Genomic DNA, 21,782 nt, shown 5'->3' with positions numbered 1-21,782 from the left:
AAAAAACCGGTCTGGAATCAGACCGGTTTTTTTATGTCTCGGGATTGGTGAGGTCCGCCGCCTTAACCGCGTTCAATGTGCGGTCGACATCTTCGGGCGCCATTCTCCATTCGGCGCCTTGTCGAAGATGCGGCCGATATTGGGATTGCGCAGCGGTGTCTCGCTTTCGTCGTGGACGAGGTTCTGCTCGGAAACATAGGCGACATATTCAGTCTCCTCGTTTTCGGCCAGAAGATGATAGAAGGGCTGGTCGCGATCCGGCCTGATTTCCGCAGGGATGGCGTTCCACCATTCCTCGGTATTGGCATATTCCGGGTCCACGTCGATGACCACACCGCGGAACGGAAACACCTTGTGGCGGACGATCTCGCCAAGCGTGAATTTTGCGTCTCTTTGTTTCATGGCATGAACTTCCTTTCCCACTAATAGTTGGGTGCGGAATGCGAAATATCAAGGGCTAGCGGTTGTGCCGCCCTTGGCCACCGCCTGGGCGTTCAGGCCCTGCGGCCGATCGGCGCCGTGGCGATGACGACGCCGCCGGTGACGAGCACGATGCCGATGGCGTGATAGGTCTCGAAGGTCTCGCCAAGGAAGAGCGTGGCCATCAGGATCGACACGGGCGGCATCATATAGAGCGTGATCCCCGCCGTGGCGGGGCCGAAAACGCGCACCGTATGTGTAAAGTAATAAAAGGCAAGCAGCGAGGCAAAAAGGATGATGCCGCCGATCTTTGCCCAGGCTATCGGGGTGGCCGGCAGCAATCCGCCCTGCGCCAGTTCCAGCGCGGCAGGCGGCAGAAGGACAAGCGCGCCGGAGAGCGCGATCAGGCCGAACAGGCTGAATGAGGCCATCTGCCGCGCCGCCGGATCACGCAGCAGCAGCGAATAGACCGCAAAGGCAATCGCCGCCGTCAATATGGCGAAATCGCCGATGTTGAAATTCAAGTGCCAGAGAGCGGACATATCGCCCTTGAGCACGATGGCTGCCACGCCCGCAAAGGCGATGATCATTCCAGCGACTTCGAGCTTTCTGATGGGGCGGCCCTGGAAGATGCGCTGGAACAGAATGATGAACAGCGACGACGTCGTATAGATCAGGGTGCCGTTGGCGGCCGTCGTCATGGTCAGGCCCCAATAGACCACGCCGCCGCAGATGCCCATGCCGAGAATGCCGAGAACGAGCCAGAGCAGCGTTTTATGGCGCACGAAGGCGAGGCAGTTTCGCCAGTCGGCGATCATGAAAGGTGCGATGATAAGGGTCGATCCAATCCAGCGGATGAAGGCGGCGATGAAGGGCGACACTTCGCCGACGACGCCGCGACCGAAAATGACATTGCTGGAGAAAAAGAACGGCACAGCCAGAAAGATGAGCCAGTCCGTGAGGCGGGTTTGCTGAGAGGCTGGCTTGTTCGACATTGTTCGCAATATGGCTGGGCTTCAAAAGAAAACGGCGGCCTCCTGGGAAGCCGCCGGAATGGAAAGGGACGCCCCAAAGAGCGTCCCGAATGCCGATCAGGCCGAGTAGTACATGTCGAATTCGACCGGATGCGGGGTCATTTCGAAACGCATGACTTCCTGCATCTTCAGCTCGATGAAAGAGTCGATCTGGTCGTCGTCGAACACGCCGCCGGCGGTCAGGAACTTGCGATCCTTGTCGAGGCTTTCCAGCGCTTCGCGCAGCGATCCGCAGACGGTCGGGATCTTCTTCAGTTCCTTGGCAGGAAGGTCGTAAAGGTCCTTGTCCATCGGCTTGCCGGGGTGGATCTTGTTCTTGATGCCGTCAAGGCCGGCCATGAGCATGGCCGCAAAACCGAGATAGGGGTTCTGGGTCGGGTCCGGGAAGCGGACTTCGACGCGCTTTGCCTTCGGGTTGGAGCCGAAGGGAATGCGGCAGGATGCGGAACGGTTGCGCGCGGAATAGGCGAGCAGAACCGGCGCTTCATAACCCGGCACCAGACGCTTGTAGGAGTTGGTGGTGGGGTTGGTGAAGGCGTTGATGGCCTTGGCGTGCTTGATGATACCGCCGATGTAGTACAGGCAGTTTTCAGACAGGCCGGCATATTCGTCGCCTGCGAAGGTCGGTTTGCCGCCTTTCCAGATCGACTGGTGCACGTGCATGCCAGAGCCGTTGTCACCGAAGATCGGCTTCGGCATGAAGGTTGCCGTCTTGCCATAGGCATTGGCGACCTGGTGCACGACGTACTTGTAGATCTGCATCTTGTCGGCGCTGGAAACCAGCGTGTCGAACTTCACGCCCAGCTCGTGCTGTGCAGCGGCCACTTCGTGGTGGTGCTTTTCAACGACGACGCCCATTTCCGACAGAACCGTCAGCATTTCGGAGCGCATGTCCTGCAGGCTGTCGATCGGAGGAACCGGGAAATAGCCGCCCTTGACGCGCGGACGGTGGCCGAGGTTGCCGGTTTCATAGTCCGTGTCGTCGTTGGACGGCAGTTCGGACGAGTCGAGCTTGAAGCCGGTGTTGTAGGGGTCGGCCTTGTACTTCACGTCGTCGAACACGAAGAATTCCGGCTCGGGGCCGACGAATACGGTGTCGCCAATGCCGGATGCCTTGAGGTAGGCTTCGGCCTTCTTTGCGGTGCCGCGCGGGTCGCGGTTATAGGCTTCGCCCGAGACCGGGTCGAGAATGTCGCAAAGGATAACGAGCGTGGACTGGGCGAAGAACGGGTCGGTGTGAGCGGTTGCCGGATCGGGCATCAGCACCATGTCGGACTCGTTGATGGCCTTCCAGCCGGCGATCGAGGAGCCGTCGAACATGACGCCATCGGCGAACATGTCTTCGTCAACGCAGACGACATCCATGGTGACGTGCTGCAGCTTGCCCTTGGGATCGGTAAAGCGCAGGTCCACGAACTTGATGTCGTTATCCTTGATCTGCTTCAAGATATCGTTTGCGGTCGTCATTTAAACGTCTTCCTTGAGTGTGGTGGTGACGAGGTGAAAACCCAAGCCTCCCCGGCTTGAGACCTGGTTCTGATTATATGGCGTCCACGCCTGTTTCACCGGTACGGATGCGGATGACTTCCTCGATATTGGAAACGAAAATCTTTCCGTCGCCGATACGTCCGGTCTGTGCCGCATTGCGGATCGCCTCAATGACGGCTTCCGCATTCTCATCCGCCAATACGACTTCGACTTTCACTTTCGGCAAAAAGTCCACGACGTACTCCGCTCCGCGGTAAAGTTCCGTGTGGCCTTTCTGACGACCAAAGCCTTTTGCTTCCGTGACCGTGATTCCCTGAAGTCCGACTTCCTGAAGGGCTTCCTTCACTTCATCGAGCTTGAAAGGCTTAATGATCGCTTCGATCTTTTTCATGAGAAAATATCTCTCCGCTTCTCCCGTTAAAGCAGGTTCTTCCCGCTCTGCCACAAGAATGCACGTATTGTGCCAGATCGGAAGCGGGCTTGAAGAAAAAACTTCGCTCCCTCGGCTTTCCGGCACAAAATGCATTCGGTTTTTGCGGTTTTCCGGCCAATTTCTCGCCAAAACCCGAAAATTCCATCACCAGTTCTGTGGATTTGTATTATTTTAGGAATCTTTAATATTTCGAGATGTGCGGACGACGCTCGGGCGGTTTGGTTATATTTTATGCATTTGACTATTATTTCGCCGTGGCGATCTGCTTATTTTTGTATCGATTGCCTTTCCGATGTTTTGAAGGGATGATCGGGCCATGAAATCCCTGTCGCACCTCTTCCTCATCGACCCGGTTGTGATGGCACGCATCGATGCGGCGGCCGGTCAATCCGGCATTCCCCTTTACGATCTGATGGAGCGGGCGGGGCAGGCTGTCGCCGCCTCGGCGCTGCGTCACTACCCACAGGCGCTGCGTTTCGTCGTGCTCTGCGGCGGTGGCAATAATGGCGGCGATGGTTACGTGGCGGCGCGTGTGCTTTTGCAAAGCGGGGCAGCGGTTGCGGTCCATCATCTTGGCGATGTCGCAGCGCTCAAGGGCGATGCGCGGAAAGCTTTCGAGCAAAGCGGGGTGAGGCCACTGCCGCTTGGCGACTATGCGCCGCTCTCCGGCGACGTGGTGATCGATGCTGTTTTCGGGGCCGGATTGTCCCGCGATATTCCCCCGGAACTCAACCGGGTGATCGATGCGGTGACAGAGGCGGCAGTGCCGGTTCTCTCTGTCGATCTGCCGTCGGGTCTCTGTGGCCGCCGGGGCGTGCCGCTCGGGGCCTCGTTCAGGGTGCAGCGGACGGTGACATTCATGGCACGTAAACCTGGCCATCTGTTGATGCCGGGGCGCGAGCTGTGCGGCGCGCTGGAGGTTTTCGATATCGGCATTCCCTCCCGCATTCTTGCTGTTTACGAGGGCTCCGTGGCGGAAAACGACCCGCTCGTCTGGCGAGGTGCCTTGCCGCGTTCCGATATGGAAACGCATAAGTTCCGACGCGGGCACCTGACCGTCTTTTCCGGCCCGCCGCATGCCACCGGGGCAAGCCGGATGACGGCGATTGCGGCGCTGAAGGCGGGGGCGGGCATTGTGACGGTCGCCGCCCCGAAGCAGGCGCTGGACGTGCTTGCGGTGACGCTGACGGCGGTGATGAGTGCCGGTCTGAATGATGCCGAGGATCTGGGGCGCTGGCTGGAGGATAAACGCCATGGCGCATTCGTTCTCGGGCCCGGTTTCGGCGATCTCGAAAAGGCGCGGCAATTCGTGTCCCTGCTTGGCGACAAGGCCGTGGTTCTGGATGCAGATGCGATCACCGCTTTCAGGGATCGTCCGGAGACCCTGTTCGAGCGCGTGACATCCGGCACGGGAAAATTCGTGCTGACGCCGCATGAGGGAGAATTTGCGCGGCTGTTTCCCGATCTTGTTGAGGATGCCGGATTGAGCAAGATCGAGAGGGCGCAGGCCGCCTCGGCGCGCAGCGGCGCGGTGCTGGTCTATAAGGGCGCGGATACGGTGATTGCCACGCCGGACGGCCGGGCGCTGGTCAACACGAATGCGCCTGCGAGCCTTGCGACGGCCGGATCAGGTGATGTGCTGGCCGGCATCATCGGCGCGCTGCTGGCGCAGGGAGCCCCCGCCTTCGAAGCGGCTGCGGCCGGTGTCTGGCTGCATGGGGAGGCGGGCAAGAGGGCAGGAGCCGGCATGACGGCGGAGGATTTGTCCCATGCGGTTCGGCCGTTTGGATGAGTTAGCCTGATTGTGTTCGCTGTTTGCTGGCTGCCGACCGCTCGCTGATCCGGTGGTTTTTGCACAGTTCCATCATCCGCACTCCGTCACCCCGGACTTGATCCGGGGTCCAGTGCGATCAAGTCCTTGATCGCGAGAGAGTCTTTTCACGGCGCGGACGCGCCGTGGCTGGATGCCGGATCAAGTCCGGCATGACGGAGGAGAGGTTTTTAACCCGGAAACAAGTTCCGTCGCGTTTGAGGCATTCAATCCAGCATTCAATGCGCGGCCTTGCCTGCCTGGCTCGCCATTGCCATTCGCGATGCGCTGATCAGCAGCTTGCGTTCGGCCCGCTCCTGCTGCGGGGTGCGATTGTAGATTTCGCGATAACATTTGGAAAAATGCGAGGCCGAGACGAAACCGCAGGCAACGGCGACCTCGACCACTGGCATCGCCGATTGCACGAGCAGGTGGCGGGCGCGGTCGAGGCGGATTTCAAGATAATAGCGGGCGGGTGAGCGACCCATTTCCTGCCTGAAGAGGCGTTCCACCTGCCGGCGCGACAGATCGGCAGCGTCGGCGATATCGAGCAGCGACAGCGGCTCGGACAGGTTGCCTTCCATCAATTCGATGATCGACAGGACCTTGCTGTTCTGGACGCCGAGGCGCGCGCGCAGCGGCAGGCGCTGGCGGTCGTTGGGGCTGCGGACCCGGTCCGTCAATTGCTGTTCGCAGACGCGGTTGACGAGGTTCTCGCCGAAATCCTGGCCGATCAGGCTCAGCATCATGTCGAGCGAGGCGGTGCCGCCGGCGCAGGTGTAGATGTTGCTGTCGACTTCAAAGAGATCGGCATAGACTTCCACCTGCGGGAAGGCCTCTGAAAAACCCGGCAGGTTTTCCCAGTGGATCGCGCAGCGCTTGCCGTTCAGCAGACCCGCCTGTGCAAGGATATGTGCGGCGGTACAGAGGCTGCCGATGGCGATGCCGCGATTGTAAGCTTCGCGCAGCCAGGCGTTGACGGATTTGTTGATGTGCTGATCCACATCGATGCCCGAACAGATGATCGCCATTTCCGGGCGGTTCTCGCCGCTCACATAGCGCCGTTCGTCGGCAAGACAGGTATCGGCCTCGAGACAGATGCCGCTTGATGACATGACCTTCTGGCCATCAAGCGAGGCGATGCGCCATTCGTAGGCCGGGTAACCCAGCATTCGGTTGGCGATGCGAAGCGTTTCAACCGCTGCAGCGAAGGGCAGCAAGGTAAATTGCGGAATGAGAAAAAAGACGATTGAGCGTTTCTTCTGGGAGTTCTTGCTCATTTGCCCGTGCTCCGTTGCGAATACGCAATTCCTCCCTTGGAATTGGTCTTCTGGATGTCCTGTTTACGACATCTTTAACGAAAAATACGCCGTGGAATCGGGGCTGTCAAAAAATAGCTTTTGAAATATGCAAAATTTGCCGTGAGCCTTTTTAAGAGGCGTTGTGTCGCATGTAAAACAGGCAGGTCATTTTACGCCGTTGCCGTTGTTTTGAAGGGTGAGTGGCGGTGGTTCGCAAGTCTCTAAGCGGTTGCGAACCACCGGTCTCGGTTTATTTGCGAACAATGCGTATGCGGTTGTTGTCTGTCGTCGGCCATCCAATGTCCTTCAATGTTTCAGGGGGCAGCCCTTCCAGCGCACGCAGCATTCTTGCGCGCTGCCACGACTGGTAAAGTCCGGAAACATAGCCCGACAGGCGATTCAGCCAGCCGGGCGAAGGACGATGCGGGGAGCGTGTCACCGTCGGGAGATAATGTATCATGGTCATTGTCTTGATCCTTTCCTGAACCACGATCCTGTTTGCGACTTGGGTATGCGCCTGCATATTTCATCAAACAAGAGAATGAATTTTATATCACTCATCAATGTTCTGAATGACTGGCCGGCGTAGTCTGCCGGCTTCGGCGCCTGCCTGTGCAGGATCAGTGCCCGGCTCCGAAGAGGCCTCGTTCGGCCCTGTCATTCGATGTCCCGGATGGTGCGCCCTTGTTGACATTCAATCAAACGAAATGATATCCATCTATAAATCAAAATATTTGAAGGCACGTGTCATGACCGTAACTTTCCGCCAACCCCTGCCGTTGCTGGATAACGACATATTGAGAACCTTCGTCGCCATTGCGGAAACGGGAAACTTCTCCACCGCCGCCGAGGTGGTGTTCAGAACGCCGTCGGCCGTTTCCATGCAGATCAAGAAGCTCGAGGAACAGTTGAAGACGACATTGTTCCTGCGCGATGCCCGCTCGGTGACGCTGACGGCGCATGGCGAAACGCTGCTGACCTATGCGCGCCGCATGATCGCGCTTTCCAACGAGGCCGTGTCGCGTTTCGTCATGCCCGAACTTTCCGGTGTGGTCCGTCTCGGCGCGCCGGAAGATATTGGCGAACGTGGTCTGCTGCCGGGCATCCTCAAGCGTTTTGCCGAGGTTTTTCCCGGTATCATGATCGACGTCACGATCGATTCCAGTTCCAACCTCTATAAGCGCATGGATGAACGGCGGCTGGATCTGGCGCTGGTCAACTGTGCCTCGCATCCGCTGAGGGATACCGGCGAGGTGCTGATGCGCGAGCGGCTGGTCTGGGCGGGGGCGAAATGCGGCACGGCCCATCTTCGCGATCCGCTGCCGATCTCGATTTGGGAAGAGGGCTGTATATGGCGTTCGGAGGCGATCAATTCGCTTGAAAAGCGCGGGCGCAATTTCCGCGTGGCCTATCTCAGCGGTCACACGATGGCGCAGCGCGCGGCGATTGCCGCCGATCTTGCCATCGCACCCCTGCCGCGATCCTATGTGTTAAACGACATGGTCATTCTCGGCGACAAGGAAGGTCTGCCGGAACTTGGCTGTTTCGATATTCGTCTGATCACGGCCGAAAAGCCCTCGCGTCCCATCCTCGCGGTGGCGGAAAGCATCCGCAACGCCTTTGTCGAAGTCGCCAAGGCGGCGTAAGGTGCATTGAGGAAACGCGCGGCGGACCGTGTCCGTCGCGCCAAAGCAGGCCCGTTCTCAGACAGCCATCGAGCCTGGCGATGCCGAACCATCCTTATCGTACGGCCAGCTTCCGCGCCCCACCAGCCAGTCGGCGGAATTCTGCAATCCGCCAAAGGGGAAAACGTGGATCTGCCGGATCGGCCCTTTCGGGTTGGCCTGCCAGTGCCGTTCGATCGGTCCGACGATGCTTTCCGGCGAGTGGCCCTTTGCAAGCGTCGTCAGCGAGAGCGCATTCTTCTTCAGATAGGCGATGGAGTTGCCGACACCGCAGAGAGCGGCATATTTCAGCAGCGTCGTGATCTTTGCCGGGCCGGAAACGCCGATATGTACCGGCAGGTCGATGCCTGATGCCGCAAGCCCTTCCGCCCAGGTGATGAAGCGTGCGGGATCGAAGCCGAACTGCGTGACGATGCGCATTGTCGCATCGGTTCTTTCGCCAAAATCGCGTTTCAGCCTGAGCGCGGCCATTGCCGTCTCCTCGCTGAAATCGGGGCTGCCCTCGGGGTGGCCGGCAATCGCGATATGATTTATGCCGCAGCGATCGAAGATGCCGGTCGATAGCATGTCCATGCTGGAGGCGAAGGGACCGGCTGGCCTGTCGACGCCACCGCCGACCGCCAGCACCTCCGACACACCCGCTTCGCCCGCAAGCCGCTTCACCTGTTCCTCAAAGTCCGCGCGGGAGGATATGCGCCGCGCTGCAAGATGCGGCACGGGGTTGTAGCCGAGTTCACGAAGATGTCTGGCGGCATCCACGAGCCTGCCTTGCGAGGCCGCTCCGGTGTCGGTCAGGTAGACGCGCACACCCTGCGGGAACAGGCCGGCAAGACTTGCCGGGCCAAGCACCTGTGTGGGTGAGGCCTCTATGGAAGCAGGGATAATGGAAGAGGTGGCGATATCGGGCAATTTGTGCATGGTCCTTTTTATTATCATGCACCGGTTCTTCACCCAAGTCTTTGCCTGTTGCGGCAAGACAGACCTGCATCTGCGACGAAGCTTGGGCTCAGGTGGCCTGATGATGGGCCTGCCTACCAGACCCGCTTCGTCAGCCCGTTCCACAGCCATGTCCAGATCGGCGGCGGAAACCGCAGCACGGATTTTCCGGGCGAGGGCGGCTTTGGTGACAGGCTGCCGGAAAGGGCGTCCTCTATGGCGCTGACGGCAATATCGACCGAACCGGCGGTCAAGAGCAGGGGGTAGGTGGCGATCGTGTCGGAAGGCGAGGGCTTCAGCCGTTTTTCATAGAGCGTCGCGCCGGTATCCACGCCCCTGTCGACCAGATGAACGGTGGCGCCGAAATTACCCCGGTCCTTTTCCACCAGCGCCCAGTAACCACCCATCTGGCCGCGATAGGCCGGATTGATGCCGGCGTGGAAATTGATGACCGGGCACTGCAATGAATGAAGGGTGGCCGGCGACAGAATTCGGCAGGAAATGGTGAAGATAGCCGCCGGTTGTAAAGTATTGGCCGCCTTGTGGCATTCCGCGTCGTTCAGTGAGGAAAACTGCGTGACGGGCACCGCGTGATGGAGATCGGGAAGCAGCCCGTGTTCGGCAATGATCTCCCGCGTTCTTTTAAGCGTGAAGCGTTTGCCAAGCCTTGAAGCAACCATGGTTGCCATCTGGCCTGCGGCAGCGATCCAGCCGAGCCGGCGCGCCCGTCGCTTGAGAATCGCCGCTTTGCTCTCGGGCTGTTCCACAAAGACGTGGATGTCGGGGAAACGGGAGGCCAGCGCATTGATCATGACATTGGGGTTCAGGCCACCCGCCGTCATCACCAGAAGCCGATTGTTGATATCAGTCATGTCACTCACACGATTTTCCTCAGGCGCGAGTTTCCGTTACGAACTTGAAAACCATGTTAATTTTCATTGACGTGATTTTTTGAACCGCAGGTGGAACCGATTTTTACGGCTCACGTTATTGTGACGCATATCACATTGGCGCTTGCTTTGGACGCAAGTCATAGGGGAGTTTTCAAATGATCACACGTATTCTTTCGACTGTCTTCGTCGCTTTGCTGACCGTCGTGACCTTGAGTTCATGCGGCAATACCATTCGTGGCATGGGCCGGGATACGGCGAACGCCGTCGATGCAACGCAGGACGCCGGCCGCAACGTTGACCGCGCCGCCCGCCGCTAAACATCTCCCCTTGGAAAAGTGGCGCCATCCGAAATCCGGCTGGCGCCTTTTCTTTGACCTGATTTCACGGTCACAGTTCATGTTGTGAGAATCGCGCCATGATGCGGGCGGGAAGGCATGAACGGACGATCTATGAAAAGACTGATGAGGTTCCTGCTGCCATTGCTTTTGCCGTTCTCGGCTCAGGCAGGTGGACAGGTGGATTTCTGCAAGACCATGGACCATGCGGGAGGCCGCTATACCGTCTGCAGTTTCGATCCGGCAAAAAGCACGATCCGTATTTACGATCGCGACCATGTCTCGGGTGAGGGATATCGCACCTTTTCCGATCTTTCCTCTGCGCTCTGGCGGCAGCACATGTTCAGCATCTTCGCCATGAATGGCGGCATGTATCATTCGGACTATTCACCGGTCGGTCTCTTTATCGAAAATGGTGTCGAGACCTCGCCGATCAGCACGGGTGGCGGCTGGGGCAATTTTCATCTTCTGCCGAATGGCGTCTTTTATCTAAAGGGAACCACGGCGGGCGTTCTCGAAACGCAGGCCTATCTGGCGGCAGGTGTTAAGCCGGATTTCGCCACCCAGTCCGGGCCGATGCTGGTAATCGACGGAAAGCTGCATCCGCGATTTCTGCCCGACAGCGACAGCCTGAAACGCCGCAACGGCGTTGGCGTGTCCCGCGACGGCAGGGTGCATTTCGCGATTTCGGAAAATACCGTGCGGTTTTACGACTTCGCGACGCTGTTCCGCGACGTGCTGGATGCGCCGAACGCGCTTTATCTCGACGGCACGATTTCCAGCGTCGACATTCCCGCGATGAGAAGGCGAGATTCGCTGTTCCCCATGGGGCCGATCATCGCTGTCGTCGAGAAGGTGCCCGATTAAGCCGAAAATTCAGATCGGGGCCTTGGGGTAGGCTTTTTCCAGACCCGCTGATGCCGTCAGCCCCTTGCGGAAGGCAAGATAGGCCGGATGCTGGCTCGCCTTGGCTGTTTCCATGAGGCGGATCTGCAGGCGCGCCGGGGCGTTGCCGCCAAGCCATTCGCCTGATGTCTCCAGCTTCAAGCTGTTGAGGAACGGAGCGTTGGCCTGCTGGTCGAGATAAAGATTGAGGCCGGCCAGCAGATTTTCATCCTGCACGGCGTTTTCCATCAACAGCAGCACCCAGGCCTTATCCTCGCTCGCAAGCGAGGCCAGTTTCGATGCGACCGTCTCGCGATCGGGAAAGGATGATGCCTGCTGCATGAAATGACGTGTCCCGTTGCCGTTGTCTGTCGATAGAGCAGTGGTCGCAGGCTTTCAAGGCGCAACAGTCCAGCTGCGGAAATTCGACCTTAACGTGCCGGTGGCAACGGTTTTCAACAGGCGTTTGTGCGAAACCTTCATAAACCGGTTACACTTTGGTTCAAATTGAGGCGAGGGGTGGAAATGGCTTTGTTGACACCTGCCTCTAAGGCTTTGTTTTTTCATATACCTATGCAATGGGCGAATGGCAGCCTGTCAAAAACGCCTTCATTTAGCCGCTTTTTGCATTTGCGTTCCCCGCCGGATTTTAATAAATGCTTCACCCACGGGCCGGGTCTTGAAGATCCCCCGGAGAGTGAATAGCTGGAGTAATCATGGAAGAAACCGCTCAGAAATCCTGCTGGGGCGTCACCTTGCGCGCACTTGCAGGCTTTGCCGCTTTTCTCGCATTGACGTACATTTTTGGCAGCCCATAAGCACTTCTCCTGAATTGACGGGTTTTGAAACGGCGCGGTTTTCCTTTGGAAACCGTGCTGTTTTCGTTTCTGCGGATGAGATGTCGCAGCTGTACAAACCACTGACGCTCTTTTGTGGCGATCCGCCCCGGCTTTGGATATGATGGTGGTGGAATCCATTATTATTCAGGACAAACCTCATGTTTCTTTCGGTTTTCGACGTCTTCAAGATCGGTATCGGTCCTTCGAGCTCCCACACGATGGGGCCGATGACGGCGGCGAACCGTTTTCTGGCACTGATCCTTTCCGATGAGTGGCCGCGTCCGGCGGGTGCCTCCGTTTCGCATCTGAAGGTCAGCCTGCATGGCTCTCTTGCCTTTACCGGCATTGGTCACGGCACCGGGCGTGCGGTCATTCTCGGTCTGACGGGCGAGCGGCCGGACCTTGTCGATCCCGATGCGATGGACGCCATTATCGAAAAGGTGGAAAAGGCCGGCACCGTGTCACCGCCCGGCCATCCTTCCTATGAGTTCCGGCCGGCCGAGGATCTGGTCTTCGACAAGAAGAACCCGCTGCCGGGCCATGCCAACGGCATGACTTTCTCCGCCTTCGACAATCAGGGCCGGCTGCTGATCAAGCGCATCTATTATTCCGTTGGCGGCGGTTTCGTCGTCACCGATACGGAACTGGAGGCGATCAAGCAGCGCGGCAAGACAATCGATAACGGTCCGCGCGTGCCTTATCCTTTCGCCACCGCGCGGGAAATGCTGGAGATGGCGGGCCGTTCAGGCCGAACCATCGCGCAGATGAAACGTGCGAACGAGGAAACGGTGGTTTCCCGCGAGGAGCTGAACGAACGTCTCGACCAGATCTGGGAAGCGATGAACGGCTGTATCGAGCGGGGCCTTAAGGTCGATGGCATCATGCCGGGTGGCCTGAAGGTGCGCCGCCGCGCCCGTTCCATCTATGAGAAGCTGAATGAGGAGTGGCGCAGCAACCGGATGAACCCGGTTCTGGCGAATGACTGGCTCAGCGTCTACGCCATGGCCGTGAATGAAGAAAACGCCGCCGGCGGCCGCGTGGTCACTGCACCCACCAACGGTGCCGCGGGTGTCGTTCCGGCGACGGTCAGATATTTCCGGCATTTCCATGAGGATGCGACCGTCGATGACGTGCGTGATTTCCTGCTGACGGCTGCGGCCATCGGCGGCATCATCAAGCACAATGCTTCCATTTCCGGTGCCGAGGTGGGCTGTCAGGGCGAGGTTGGCTCCGCTGCCGCGATGGCAGCCGCAGGTCTTGCCGCCGTCATGGGCGGTTCGCCGGAACAGATCGAAAATGCCGCCGAAATCGCGCTCGAACATCATCTCGGCATGACCTGCGATCCGATCGCCGGGCTGGTGCAGGTGCCCTGTATCGAGCGCAACGCGCTGGGTGCCGTGAAAGCGGTGACGGCGGCGTCGCTGGCGCTGAAGGGTGACGGCCAGCATTTCGTGCCTCTCGACGCCTGTATCGAAACCATGCGTCAGACCGGCAACGACATGAGCGAGAAATACAAGGAAACCTCCACCGGCGGCCTTGCCGTCAACGTTGTGGAGTGCTGAGCGGGCAGGGCGGCGGGCATTGTCCAGATGCTTGACGCCCGCCGCAAAAAGGCATTGATAGGGCCATGCCTCTACATCTGATAAAACTTTGCGTCGGCGCGGATTCACTCCAGGATTTGAGAGACTGGGTCGCCCATCGCTCGCTCACCGCCATTGCCGCTGGCCTTGAGCCGCATAGCGTCCACACCACCCGGATGATCCCCAAAAGAGTTGAGGAACTGCTGGAAGGCGGCTCGCTCTATTGGGTCATCAAGGGGCAGGTGCAGGCGCGGCAGAAGCTTCTCGATCTCCGCTCCTTCAAGGGCGACGACGGTATTAGCCGCTGTGATCTCATTCTCGGCCCAGAGGTGATCGAAACCTCGCCAGCGCCGAAGCGGCCGTTTCAGGGCTGGCGTTATCTCAAGGACGACGAGGCGCCACGCGATCTCGGCGGCGGCGGTGCGGGCGGTGAGGATATGCCTTCCGATCTGCGCCGGGAGCTGGCCGAGCTCGGTCTGCTCTGACGCTCAGCGAATTGCATGAAAACGAAAAGGCCGGCTTCCTTGCGGAGCCGGCTTTTTCGTTTGGGGAGACGGTATTGCTGCCCTTTGAAAGGCTTTAGTTGATGCCGCCGACGGCGTTGGTGGCGCGGCCATCCTGAATTTTCATCCAGCGGCCGGGATTGGCCGTGTCTTGGCGCTTCAGGTAGGTATATTCGGTCTCCGACCAGTTCATGACCTTGTTGCGCATGTTGTCGAGGATGAAATCGCCGCGATCGGTGCGAACAGTCAGGACAGCGTGGCCTTCGCCATTCGGCTGCAGAACTACCGTGATCAGCAGGTTGGAGGCGGAGAAGCCCTTGTTCATCAGCATCTTGCGCTTCAGAAGCACGAAGTCTTCACAATCGCCGACCGTGGTCGGATAGGCCCAGCGTTCCTCAACGCCGTAGATTTCCATGTCGGTCATCGGCGTGATCGTCGTGTTGACGGTGTAGTTGACGTCCAGCATCGTCTTCCAGCGCTCTTCGGTCAGCTTCATCGGACCGGCGTCCAGCGAGGTCGGCTGGCATTCGCTCTGATAGGTCTGGCAGAATTCATAGTGGCCGATCGGCGGGTTGGCCTTGCCGATCACACGCATGACGGCGGCCGGCGATGCGCTTGCCTGGCTTGCGAAGGCGCTTACGATGAATGCGATCAGGACGAAAACGATACGGTTGTTGTTCATTGCTTGTCTCCCCGTGTTGAGGAGACATTCGCAGGTATATTTTGACCCGCCGGAAATTTAGGTGGGGCAATTTGAGCTTAAATTTCAGCAAATTAGCCGCTATTTTGAACTGTATTTGAGTGAGTTTTTATGCGTGTTTGAGATAAATTTTATTAGAATTTTACGCATCCAGCCCTTAGTCTTTTGGTAGCCATTTATTCCCCTGTATTGACAGCGATTTTCTGACCGGGGCTGTTTTCACGGCCGCGTGAAGTCATCCGGTGTAGCAGGGCGGGAACGTGGATTTCCCGTTTTGGGATGGCTGTTTCAAGCCGGGACAGCATGAAAAGGCAGCCAAAAAAACTTCAAAAAAACTGCTTTTTTCTTGGAAAAAGTTTTGGAACGGGCGTTTTCCTGACGGGCCATGTGCGGGAAACTGCCCGCAGTGGCGCTAAGTTACGCGCTGTGACCGGCCATATGGCATCTGGGTTAAGCGGAATAGACGTTGCAGGAAGTGCTGTTTAAAACCCAATCTCCGCCGCCGCCATTCCGGTTTTGCGGGAATCGCGTCGATGCGCGTCCGCGCGGTGGCATGTTTGTTCTGAACTAGGGACTTGAGCTTACTTGATCCGGCTCGAGGCTGTCATAACGGCAAGCAGCATTCGTGACCGGCTCTGGCGCGCACCGAAATGCTGCGCCCGCATCAAGCCTGTTTCACGTTCCATGGATCGAATTTGTCGGGGCATTTCGCACCCCGGATTTACGCATTCTGTGCGTAAAAGGATTCCAGACTGTCGCTGGAAATGTCTAGAGAAATTCGATCAGAGCGTCGGGCGACTGGACGCGGTCGAACTCGACCGCCACGCCTTCCATGAAGTGGCGCACGATCTTACCGCTCATGGCCTTGCCGAGCTGCACGCGGCTGCCGAGTGGCGGCCGATTTTCGATTTCGATTGCAGCACCCGACAGCGAAAGGTCGATCAGCCGGCAGGTGACGAGGACGCCGTCTTCCAGAACCAGCTGCGCCTTGGCATTGCGCGGTGTCAGGCGGTCGTGGCGGCGGTCTTCCGGCAGGCCAAGCAATTGGCGCTTGGCGATCCATGCCAGCTGGGCGGCCAGCTTTTCGCGTTTGCGCTCCGGTGCATTGATGGCGATGACGAAGCCTGATGCCGTGAGCGATGTCACGGTGCCTTCGATCCGGCCGATATGCTGGAGATAGGCGATGACGCGGTCGCCGTTGCGGGCGATGCCGGAGCAACTGAACTGTGCTTTCTCGGCAGTCATCTCGGTCGCTGTGCAATCATATTCCTGATGGTCGGGCAACATGAGACGGCCGGTGAACGACACACGGACAGCCTCATCGAGGGATGCCTCTTCAACCGGACGCAGGATTTGGGCGGTGTTGACCGAGCGAGATGAAAACATGGACAGCGCAATTGAAAGGGATGATGATGAGAAGTCTCTACCTTATCCGAGTTAACAGACTGTATTCTTTGATCTCTACAATTTTCCCAAATAACAATAATCGTTACATGCCTGACGTTTTCGCAGGACGTTTCGCGGCGCTTTCCCATCTACCGGGCGCAGGGGCGGGTACGTCACTTGTTCAATATCCTCCTGCGCGCGGTGTAGCCGCGGCTTCCACGCTTGCTGCATATTCCGCCGAGGCGATGTCCAGATGCAGCAGACGACTGCTTTTCATCAAAAGGCAGTTGATGGGCGCGTCGAATTCATGACGCGGCCGTTCCGCAAGCAATGCGCCAAGCAGCCGCGGAGCGGTGCCTTTATCCGTGTGCAGCGGCAGCAACAGCATCTCGAATGCCAGCGGCGCCGCGCCATGATTATCCTCAGCCTCTACGTCGAACACCACGGGTAACCTATGCTGCAAGATGCCGCGCGCGACGCGGCAGGGGAAAACGGCTTTTTCCGCCGGCCATAGCTCCGAAAACGGACGATCCCGCAATTCCCGACCGAACAGATCGCAGAGACGAGTCCCGGCCAGGCGAAAGAACGGTGAGTGTTCTCCCTTGTCCGTGAGGATGAAGAGATCGCCCAGATGATGTTTGAGCTTTGCGGGATCGATGTCTTCGCGACGGGGGGCGGGCTTATTGCCGCGCAACTCGTCCCAATAGTTATATATGTCCAGTCCGCCGATGCTTTTCATGGCATTGTTCTCCATGTTCGTTTTTGGGACATCATGTCGTTTCGAACGTCTGTATGGACAGGTGTAGCGAATTTCGTGCCAGCCGATTTTGTTAAGGTTAACAAATGGTTGAGATTGCGCGGCGGCAGAGGCCATGGCATCGGTGCAGCCATGTCGGGGTAACGTCCGTCAGCACAATTGATGGCTCCGCCCGAGACTTTCAGGGCGCTGTCTCAAGCCGGACTGTCCTTGATCCCGGCGCTTGGACCGATAGGGTTTTCGCGCTAGGTGCATCAAAGGCAGCACGGCTTTTTTTTCGTCCGGGCTTCCTATATTGCTCGGAGACGCAAATTTCTAAAAAGACAGGGATGGGATCATGTCCTATGGCGACGGCGAACAGCCGCCGGTTTCGGAAACTCCGGAGCCGAAAGACGACACGAACAATCCCGTCTTCAACCTGCCGCCGTTTCTGGTCGGTCTATTGGCTGCATTGCTCCTGGCCTATGTGCTTCCGGCCTATTTTCTGTCGGAAGAGGGCACCGCCTGGTACATTTTCACATTTGGCTTCATTCCGCTGCGTTATGCCATGTCTTTCTCCCAGCAGGGAATGGAATGGCTTTGGACGCCGGTCACCTATTCTTTCCTGCATGGCGGCATCGAGCATATTCTGTTTAACGGATTGTGGCTGATGGCCTTCGGCGCGCCGGTTCTGCGCCGGATCGGCACACTTCGATTCGTGTTGTTGTGGTGCATTTCCGCCGCCGTTTCGGCCTTTGGCCATGCGGCGCTGAACTGGGGTGATGTCACGGTCCTGATCGGGGCGTCAGGTGTGGTTTCGGCGCTTATGGGGGCCGCCTGCCGTTTCGCTTTCCCCGCTCGCGGCGGCTACAGCGCTTCTTTCGGGCATCTGATGCCGCGGCAGAGCATTCTGGCGGCGCTTTCAAACAGAACAGTGCTCGTCTTCACGCTGATGTGGCTTTTCGGCAATGTGCTGATTGCGGTCGGGGTTCCGCTGTTCGGCGATGTCGGCGGTGCAATCGCCTGGGATGCGCATATTTTCGGCTTCCTGCTTGGTTTTCTTTTCTTCGGCCTGTTCGATCGTCCGCTGCGCTGAAGCAATCACGCTCCTTGTCGGCCGTGGCGCAAATTTGCTTGCGCGCGTCCCATCCGGGATTGCATTCACGCGGGCCTCAGCGCACCATGCTCCATGATTTGCAACCGTCGGGGGAGACCGCGGCGTGATGCGAATTGCTGAAAAGAGGAGGAAGGCATGGCAACATTCGTAAAAGATCTTCTCGACCGCAAGGGCCGGGATGTCGTGACTGTCGGTCCGGGCGTAACCATTGGCGAGGCGGCGGGAACGCTGCATGCGCACAAGATCGGCGCTCTCGTGGTGACCGATGCCGACGGTGTCGTTCTCGGCATTTTCACGGAACGCGATCTGGTGAAAGCCGTGGCAGGCCAGGGCGCCGCTTCCCTCCAGCAACTGGTCTCGGCGGCCATGACCAGAAATGTCATCCGCTGTCATCACAATTCCACCACCGACGAGTTGATGGAGATCATGACGGGCGGACGTTTCCGCCATATCCCGGTCGAGGAAAACGGCCGTCTTGCCGGCATCATCTCCATCGGTGACGTGGTGAAGGCGCGGATCGGCGAGATCGAGTTGGAGGCCGAACATATCAAGGCCTATATCGCCGGCTGAGATTGTGCGACGGCAGACGATGGTTTGCAACGGGGCATTCCCCAAGGTTTGACTGAGTGCCCCGACTCCCTCATTCCTGTGCTTGTCACAGGAATCCAGTCGATGCGCGTCTGCGCGGCGGAAAGAGACCTCTCAGCCCAAGGACTTGGGCTGGCTGGATTCCTGTGACAAGCACAGGAATGAGGGTGTGGGGACGAAGTGTGCTACCCCAAGCTCGAAATTCTCAGCGCTGACATAGACCCCTGTGCGCCACGCTTCAGCGTCGGAACGCCTGCTGCATGCGGGTGAGTTCGGGTATGCGGGAGCGCGTTTCCTCATATCCTCTGTCGATGGCCTCGCTGGCGCGATGGAATTCCGACAGGCCGATATCGTTTATGCGGGGATGCAGCATGAGGTCGGGCGGATCGCCCGCCAGGCGCGAGCGCGAAATCCGGTCCTGAATGATGTTGAAGGCCTGCACCATAACGCCCGGCAGGCCGGGGCGCGGCGGGTGGTCCGCAGGCGGTGCGCCGCCGCCGGGTGACGAAGCCGAGTGCTTGACCACGGCGGAGCGGCCGAACAGATCATAATTGAGGTTGACGGCAACGACGAGCGCCTGCTCATAGGCCCGGCAGACCGAAACCGGCACGGGGTTGACCAGAGCGCCATCGATCAGGGTGCGGCCATTGCATTGCACCGGCTCGAAAATCCCCGGCAGCGCATAGGATGAGCGTAGCGCCGTGACGAGATCGCCCTGATGAATCCAGACTTCATGGCCGGTGCGCAGTTCCGTGGCGACAGCGATGAAGGGATGATCGAGATTTTCGACGCGCAGGCCTTCCAGATGTTCCTGCATGCGCTTGGTCAGCCGCATGCCGCCGAAGAGGCCGCCGCCGCCGATCGTCAGATCGAGCAGGCCGGCAATGCGGCGCATCGTCAGCGAGCGGGCGAATTCCTCCAGCTCATCGAGCTTGCCGGCCAGATAACAGCCGCCCACGAGCGCGCCGATCGAAGTGCCGGCAATCATGCCGATCTTCACTCCGGCCTCGTCCAGCGCCCGCAAAACGCCGATATGGGCCCATCCACGCGCTGCACCGCCGCCGAGCGCCAGCGCGATGCGGCGTGTGTCGACAATCTCGGTGACGGGCGGCTCGTTGCCGATGTTTTCGGGATTTCCAACCGCAAGAGGATTGTGACGATTTCCCCATCCCAACATGACCGCACTCCCTGCCAGTTTTCAGGTCCCGCCCTTTATCTCCCGGAACCCGCTATATTGGTAGCAAATTGGTGCGGCCGATGGAAGATCGAGGTTCACTTGTCCGAATAGATGGCGGATGGATCGAAATGGCGGGTATCGTCGGTGATTTTTGTCACGGCATTGCCATCGGCAAGTTCCACCGTGCGGTAGAAGCACGAGCGGCGGCCGGTATGGCAGGTCGCATCGTGGCCGGCGACGGACACTTTCAGCCACACGGCATCCTGATCGCAATCGGTGCGGAATTCCTTCACCGTCTGCAGGTTGCCTGAGGTCTCACCCTTCTTCCAGATCTTGTCGCGCGAGCGGCTGTAATAGTGGGCGATGCCGGTTTGGAGCGTCAGCGACAGGGCTTCCGCATTCATGTGGGCGACCATCAGCAATTCGCCGTCACGGGCATCGGTGACCACGGCGGTGACGAGGCCGTGGGCATCGAATCGCGGTGAAAAAAGGCCTGCGTTTTCTAGCACTTCCTTGTCCGCGGGCGCGGACGGAAACGATATGGACATTGCTACCCCGGAGGAAAAGCGGAACCTTAACGGTTCCGCACCATGGTCATGAAGCGTACCTGCTCGGCCGGATCGTTCTTGAACGTGCCGGTGAAGCTGGTGGTGAGGGTCGTGGACCCCTGCTTGTTTACGCCGCGCATGGACATGCACATATGTTCGGCGTCGATCATGACGGCCACGCCGCGCGGTTTCAGCGTTTCCTCGATGGATCTCGCAATCTGCGCGGTCATGTTTTCCTGCGTCTGCAGGCGGCGGCCGAAGATTTCGACGACGCGGGCGATCTTCGACAGGCCAAGAACGCGTCCGGCCGGAAGATAGGCAACATGCGCCTTGCCGACGATCGGCACCATATGGTGTTCGCAATGGGAGAAGAAGGGGATGTCGCGCACCAGCACCACATCGTCATAACCGCCGACTTCCTCGAAGGTCGTGCCGAGCACGTCCTGAACGTTCAGCTCATAACCGGCGAAGAGTTCGCGGTAGGCCTTGGCGACGCGCTTGGGCGTATCCAGGAGACCTTCGCGGGCGGGGTTTTCTCCTGCCCAGCGCAGAAGAACGCGTACTGCTTCTTCCGCTTCCGCCTGGCTTGGGCGAGCCTCGGCCACATCGGGTTTTGCGCCAGCGCCGGGGAAATTCTTCACGATCGCATCCATTCCGTCTCTCCCGATGCGGGTCAAGGCCGCACCTGAACTTCGTTTTTTTAAAAGCGGACTTCTGTCCGCTGTTGCTGCTATCTGGTTGTTTTACAGCATTTTGGCAAGACCGATGCTAATATTTCGGTATCAGAGCCGTTAATTTCATCGCAGCTTGATGTCCAGAAAGCTCGTTAGCATATAATGAGAATGAAGGGCAGGAAAGCTTCACCGCGAGAAACGCTGTGTTTGAAAAATTTGACCTGTCCTGTTTTTGGGCATTCTTGAGCGCGCCGGACACCTGACGATGGACGATATCTACAATAATCGCATTCTGGAATTTGCCGGGAATATTCCGCTGATCGGTGTTCTCGAGGATGCCGATGCCAGCGCCGAGAAACACTCGCGGCTGTGCGGCTCGAAACTCAAGGTCTATCTGAAGCTCGAAGGCGGCATCGTCACTGCGTTTTCGCACGAAGTTCGCGCCTGTGCACTGGGGCAGGCCTCCGCCTCCATCATGGCGCATCATATCGTCGGTGCTTCCAGTGCAGAGCTTCGGCAGGCGCGCGAAGACATGCTTGCCATGCTGAAACAGGACGGCGAGGGGCCGACGGGGCGTTTTGCGGATATGCGCGTGCTTTCACCTGTCCGGGACTTCAAGGCCCGCCACGCCTCGACCATGCTGACTTTCGAAGCGGTGATCGATGCGCTCGACCAGATCGAGAGCCGGCCGGTTCTGAACGCTGCGGGTTAGGC

25 protein-coding genes are annotated in these 21,782 nt (G+C 58.6%); 9 read left to right on the top strand and 16 right to left on the bottom strand.

From position 1 onward, the window contains the following. Positions 1-72: 72 nt before the first annotated feature. The 4 genes from hspQ to JZY08_RS07760 form a co-directional block, all read right to left on the bottom strand. Entirely contained in the window at positions 73-402 is a 330-nt protein-coding gene (gene hspQ, locus JZY08_RS07775) for a heat shock protein HspQ (RefSeq protein ID WP_035242421.1), read from the bottom strand. 92 nt (positions 403-494) lie between these two features. Next, positions 495-1,415, bottom strand: coding sequence for a DMT family transporter (locus tag JZY08_RS07770; RefSeq protein ID WP_216329852.1), 921 nt, complete (start codon positions 1,413-1,415; stop codon positions 495-497). Between the two features lie 96 nt (positions 1,416-1,511). Next, on the bottom strand, positions 1,512-2,921 hold the full coding sequence (glnA, locus tag JZY08_RS07765) for a type I glutamate--ammonia ligase (protein WP_003495537.1): 1,410 nt from the start codon (positions 2,919-2,921) through the stop codon (positions 1,512-1,514). Positions 2,922-2,994: 73 nt separating this feature from the next. Then, on the bottom strand, positions 2,995-3,333 hold the full coding sequence (locus tag JZY08_RS07760) for a P-II family nitrogen regulator (RefSeq protein ID WP_003508042.1): 339 nt from the start codon (positions 3,331-3,333) through the stop codon (positions 2,995-2,997). A gap of 358 nt (positions 3,334-3,691) precedes the next feature. Here JZY08_RS07760 and JZY08_RS07755 point away from each other — a divergent pair, with 358 nt between their 5' ends. Further along, complete coding sequence (locus tag JZY08_RS07755) at positions 3,692-5,167, top strand: NAD(P)H-hydrate dehydratase (RefSeq protein WP_216329851.1); 1,476 nt, start codon at positions 3,692-3,694, stop codon at positions 5,165-5,167. Positions 5,168-5,424: 257 nt separating this feature from the next. On the opposite strand, the gene JZY08_RS07750 is transcribed toward JZY08_RS07755, so the two are convergent. Continuing rightward, on the bottom strand, positions 5,425-6,465 hold the full coding sequence (locus JZY08_RS07750; RefSeq protein WP_216329850.1) for a GlxA family transcriptional regulator: 1,041 nt from the start codon (positions 6,463-6,465) through the stop codon (positions 5,425-5,427). 271 nt (positions 6,466-6,736) lie between these two features. Then, entirely contained in the window at positions 6,737-6,952 is a 216-nt protein-coding gene (locus JZY08_RS07745; protein ID WP_035242783.1) for a hypothetical protein, read from the bottom strand. Between the two features lie 241 nt (positions 6,953-7,193). On the opposite strand from JZY08_RS07745, the gene JZY08_RS07740 reads away from it, so the two are divergent. Then, complete coding sequence (locus tag JZY08_RS07740; RefSeq protein ID WP_216329849.1) at positions 7,194-8,132, top strand: LysR family transcriptional regulator; 939 nt, start codon at positions 7,194-7,196, stop codon at positions 8,130-8,132. Positions 8,133-8,189: 57 nt separating this feature from the next. On the opposite strand, the gene JZY08_RS07735 is transcribed toward JZY08_RS07740, so the two are convergent. Both JZY08_RS07735 and JZY08_RS07730 read right to left on the bottom strand, forming a co-directional pair. Further along, complete coding sequence (locus tag JZY08_RS07735; protein WP_216329848.1) at positions 8,190-9,107, bottom strand: methylenetetrahydrofolate reductase; 918 nt, start codon at positions 9,105-9,107, stop codon at positions 8,190-8,192. A gap of 95 nt (positions 9,108-9,202) precedes the next feature. Then, positions 9,203-9,979: a formyl transferase gene (locus tag JZY08_RS07730; protein WP_216331527.1), complete on the bottom strand. Its 777-nt coding sequence runs from the start codon at positions 9,977-9,979 to the stop codon at positions 9,203-9,205. Positions 9,980-10,155: 176 nt separating this feature from the next. Here JZY08_RS07730 and JZY08_RS07725 point away from each other — a divergent pair, with 176 nt between their 5' ends. Beyond that, a complete protein-coding gene (locus JZY08_RS07725) occupies positions 10,156-10,317 on the top strand; it encodes an entericidin A/B family lipoprotein (RefSeq protein ID WP_003495552.1) in 162 nt (53 codons plus the stop codon). A 132-nt stretch (positions 10,318-10,449) separates the two neighbouring features. Further along, a complete protein-coding gene (locus JZY08_RS07720) occupies positions 10,450-11,202 on the top strand; it encodes a phosphodiester glycosidase family protein (RefSeq protein WP_216329847.1) in 753 nt (250 codons plus the stop codon). Positions 11,203-11,211: 9 nt separating this feature from the next. Here the strand turns inward: JZY08_RS07720 and JZY08_RS07715 are convergent, their stop codons facing one another. Continuing rightward, positions 11,212-11,562 carry a hypothetical protein gene (locus tag JZY08_RS07715; RefSeq protein ID WP_003495554.1) on the bottom strand — a complete coding sequence of 117 codons (351 nt, stop codon included), beginning with the start codon at positions 11,560-11,562 and terminating at the stop codon, positions 11,212-11,214. 221 nt (positions 11,563-11,783) lie between these two features. Beyond that, positions 11,784-12,197: a hypothetical protein gene (locus tag JZY08_RS07710; protein WP_199777860.1), complete on the bottom strand. Its 414-nt coding sequence runs from the start codon at positions 12,195-12,197 to the stop codon at positions 11,784-11,786. A 20-nt stretch (positions 12,198-12,217) separates the two neighbouring features. Here JZY08_RS07710 and JZY08_RS07705 point away from each other — a divergent pair, with 20 nt between their 5' ends. Together JZY08_RS07705 and JZY08_RS07700 are read left to right on the top strand one after the other, a co-directional pair. Beyond that, positions 12,218-13,621, top strand: coding sequence for an L-serine ammonia-lyase (locus JZY08_RS07705; RefSeq protein ID WP_216331474.1), 1,404 nt, complete (start codon positions 12,218-12,220; stop codon positions 13,619-13,621). Positions 13,622-13,686: 65 nt separating this feature from the next. Then, a complete protein-coding gene (locus tag JZY08_RS07700; RefSeq protein ID WP_216331473.1) occupies positions 13,687-14,124 on the top strand; it encodes a DUF1489 family protein in 438 nt (145 codons plus the stop codon). A 94-nt stretch (positions 14,125-14,218) separates the two neighbouring features. On the opposite strand, the gene JZY08_RS07695 is transcribed toward JZY08_RS07700, so the two are convergent. The 3 genes from JZY08_RS07695 to JZY08_RS07685 form a co-directional block, all read right to left on the bottom strand. Continuing rightward, positions 14,219-14,824 carry a transglutaminase-like cysteine peptidase gene (locus JZY08_RS07695; protein ID WP_137037757.1) on the bottom strand — a complete coding sequence of 202 codons (606 nt, stop codon included), beginning with the start codon at positions 14,822-14,824 and terminating at the stop codon, positions 14,219-14,221. 786 nt (positions 14,825-15,610) lie between these two features. Further along, positions 15,611-16,228 carry a PilZ domain-containing protein gene (locus tag JZY08_RS07690; protein WP_216331472.1) on the bottom strand — a complete coding sequence of 206 codons (618 nt, stop codon included), beginning with the start codon at positions 16,226-16,228 and terminating at the stop codon, positions 15,611-15,613. Positions 16,229-16,409: 181 nt separating this feature from the next. Then, a complete protein-coding gene (locus JZY08_RS07685; protein WP_216331471.1) occupies positions 16,410-16,967 on the bottom strand; it encodes a PAS domain-containing protein in 558 nt (185 codons plus the stop codon). Between the two features lie 355 nt (positions 16,968-17,322). Here JZY08_RS07685 and JZY08_RS07680 point away from each other — a divergent pair, with 355 nt between their 5' ends. Together JZY08_RS07680 and JZY08_RS07675 are read left to right on the top strand one after the other, a co-directional pair. Continuing rightward, on the top strand, positions 17,323-18,060 hold the full coding sequence (locus tag JZY08_RS07680; protein WP_216331470.1) for a rhomboid family intramembrane serine protease: 738 nt from the start codon (positions 17,323-17,325) through the stop codon (positions 18,058-18,060). Between the two features lie 156 nt (positions 18,061-18,216). Then, positions 18,217-18,651 (top strand): CBS domain-containing protein, encoded by a 435-nt coding sequence (locus tag JZY08_RS07675; protein WP_035223011.1) that lies wholly within the window; start codon positions 18,217-18,219, stop codon positions 18,649-18,651. 256 nt (positions 18,652-18,907) lie between these two features. Here JZY08_RS07675 and JZY08_RS07670 read toward each other — a convergent pair whose 3' ends face one another. From JZY08_RS07670 to folE, 3 genes are all read right to left on the bottom strand, one after another. Then, on the bottom strand, positions 18,908-19,846 hold the full coding sequence (locus JZY08_RS07670) for a patatin-like phospholipase family protein (RefSeq protein ID WP_003495567.1): 939 nt from the start codon (positions 19,844-19,846) through the stop codon (positions 18,908-18,910). Between the two features lie 95 nt (positions 19,847-19,941). Then, positions 19,942-20,394: a phosphoribosyl-AMP cyclohydrolase gene (gene hisI, locus JZY08_RS07665; RefSeq protein WP_216331469.1), complete on the bottom strand. Its 453-nt coding sequence runs from the start codon at positions 20,392-20,394 to the stop codon at positions 19,942-19,944. Between the two features lie 26 nt (positions 20,395-20,420). Continuing rightward, the gene (gene folE, locus JZY08_RS07660) at positions 20,421-21,047 is read right to left on the bottom strand and encodes a GTP cyclohydrolase I FolE (RefSeq protein ID WP_003495569.1); all 627 of its coding nucleotides are present in this window, start codon (positions 21,045-21,047) and stop codon (positions 20,421-20,423) included. Between the two features lie 286 nt (positions 21,048-21,333). Here folE and JZY08_RS07655 point away from each other — a divergent pair, with 286 nt between their 5' ends. Further along, on the top strand, positions 21,334-21,780 hold the full coding sequence (locus JZY08_RS07655; protein WP_035223418.1) for an iron-sulfur cluster assembly scaffold protein: 447 nt from the start codon (positions 21,334-21,336) through the stop codon (positions 21,778-21,780). Positions 21,781-21,782 lie beyond the last annotated feature (2 nt).

The organism is Rhizobium sp. X9, assembly GCF_018873185.1.
GTDB classification, from domain to species: Bacteria; Pseudomonadota; Alphaproteobacteria; order Rhizobiales; family Rhizobiaceae; genus Agrobacterium; species Agrobacterium oryzihabitans.
Note: the sequence above shows the minus strand (reverse complement) of the source record. Positions and strands in the feature narration are given on the sequence as shown.

Coding starts and splice junctions, on each gene's coding strand:
- hspQ (WP_035242421.1), bottom strand. CDS start 402: ATGAAACAAAGAGACGCAAAATTCACGCTTGGCGAGATCGTCCGCCAC.
- JZY08_RS07770 (WP_216329852.1), bottom strand. CDS start 1,415: ATGTCGAACAAGCCAGCCTCTCAGCAAACCCGCCTCACGGACTGGCTC.
- glnA (WP_003495537.1), bottom strand. CDS start 2,921: ATGACGACCGCAAACGATATCTTGAAGCAGATCAAGGATAACGACATC.
- JZY08_RS07760 (WP_003508042.1), bottom strand. CDS start 3,333: ATGAAAAAGATCGAAGCGATCATTAAGCCTTTCAAGCTCGATGAAGTG.
- JZY08_RS07755 (WP_216329851.1), top strand. CDS start 3,692: ATGAAATCCCTGTCGCACCTCTTCCTCATCGACCCGGTTGTGATGGCA.
- JZY08_RS07750 (WP_216329850.1), bottom strand. CDS start 6,465: ATGAGCAAGAACTCCCAGAAGAAACGCTCAATCGTCTTTTTTCTCATT.
- JZY08_RS07745 (WP_035242783.1), bottom strand. CDS start 6,952: ATGACCATGATACATTATCTCCCGACGGTGACACGCTCCCCGCATCGT.
- JZY08_RS07740 (WP_216329849.1), top strand. CDS start 7,194: ATGATATCCATCTATAAATCAAAATATTTGAAGGCACGTGTCATGACC.
- JZY08_RS07735 (WP_216329848.1), bottom strand. CDS start 9,107: ATGATAATAAAAAGGACCATGCACAAATTGCCCGATATCGCCACCTCT.
- JZY08_RS07730 (WP_216331527.1), bottom strand. CDS start 9,979: ATGACTGATATCAACAATCGGCTTCTGGTGATGACGGCGGGTGGCCTG.
- JZY08_RS07725 (WP_003495552.1), top strand. CDS start 10,156: ATGATCACACGTATTCTTTCGACTGTCTTCGTCGCTTTGCTGACCGTC.
- JZY08_RS07720 (WP_216329847.1), top strand. CDS start 10,450: ATGAAAAGACTGATGAGGTTCCTGCTGCCATTGCTTTTGCCGTTCTCG.
- JZY08_RS07715 (WP_003495554.1), bottom strand. CDS start 11,562: ATGCAGCAGGCATCATCCTTTCCCGATCGCGAGACGGTCGCATCGAAA.
- JZY08_RS07710 (WP_199777860.1), bottom strand. CDS start 12,197: ATGGATTCCACCACCATCATATCCAAAGCCGGGGCGGATCGCCACAAA.
- JZY08_RS07705 (WP_216331474.1), top strand. CDS start 12,218: ATGTTTCTTTCGGTTTTCGACGTCTTCAAGATCGGTATCGGTCCTTCG.
- JZY08_RS07700 (WP_216331473.1), top strand. CDS start 13,687: ATGCCTCTACATCTGATAAAACTTTGCGTCGGCGCGGATTCACTCCAG.
- JZY08_RS07695 (WP_137037757.1), bottom strand. CDS start 14,824: ATGAACAACAACCGTATCGTTTTCGTCCTGATCGCATTCATCGTAAGC.
- JZY08_RS07690 (WP_216331472.1), bottom strand. CDS start 16,228: ATGTTTTCATCTCGCTCGGTCAACACCGCCCAAATCCTGCGTCCGGTT.
- JZY08_RS07685 (WP_216331471.1), bottom strand. CDS start 16,967: ATGAAAAGCATCGGCGGACTGGACATATATAACTATTGGGACGAGTTG.
- JZY08_RS07680 (WP_216331470.1), top strand. CDS start 17,323: ATGTCCTATGGCGACGGCGAACAGCCGCCGGTTTCGGAAACTCCGGAG.
- JZY08_RS07675 (WP_035223011.1), top strand. CDS start 18,217: ATGGCAACATTCGTAAAAGATCTTCTCGACCGCAAGGGCCGGGATGTC.
- JZY08_RS07670 (WP_003495567.1), bottom strand. CDS start 19,846: ATGTTGGGATGGGGAAATCGTCACAATCCTCTTGCGGTTGGAAATCCC.
- hisI (WP_216331469.1), bottom strand. CDS start 20,394: ATGTCCATATCGTTTCCGTCCGCGCCCGCGGACAAGGAAGTGCTAGAA.
- folE (WP_003495569.1), bottom strand. CDS start 21,047: ATGGATGCGATCGTGAAGAATTTCCCCGGCGCTGGCGCAAAACCCGAT.
- JZY08_RS07655 (WP_035223418.1), top strand. CDS start 21,334: ATGGACGATATCTACAATAATCGCATTCTGGAATTTGCCGGGAATATT.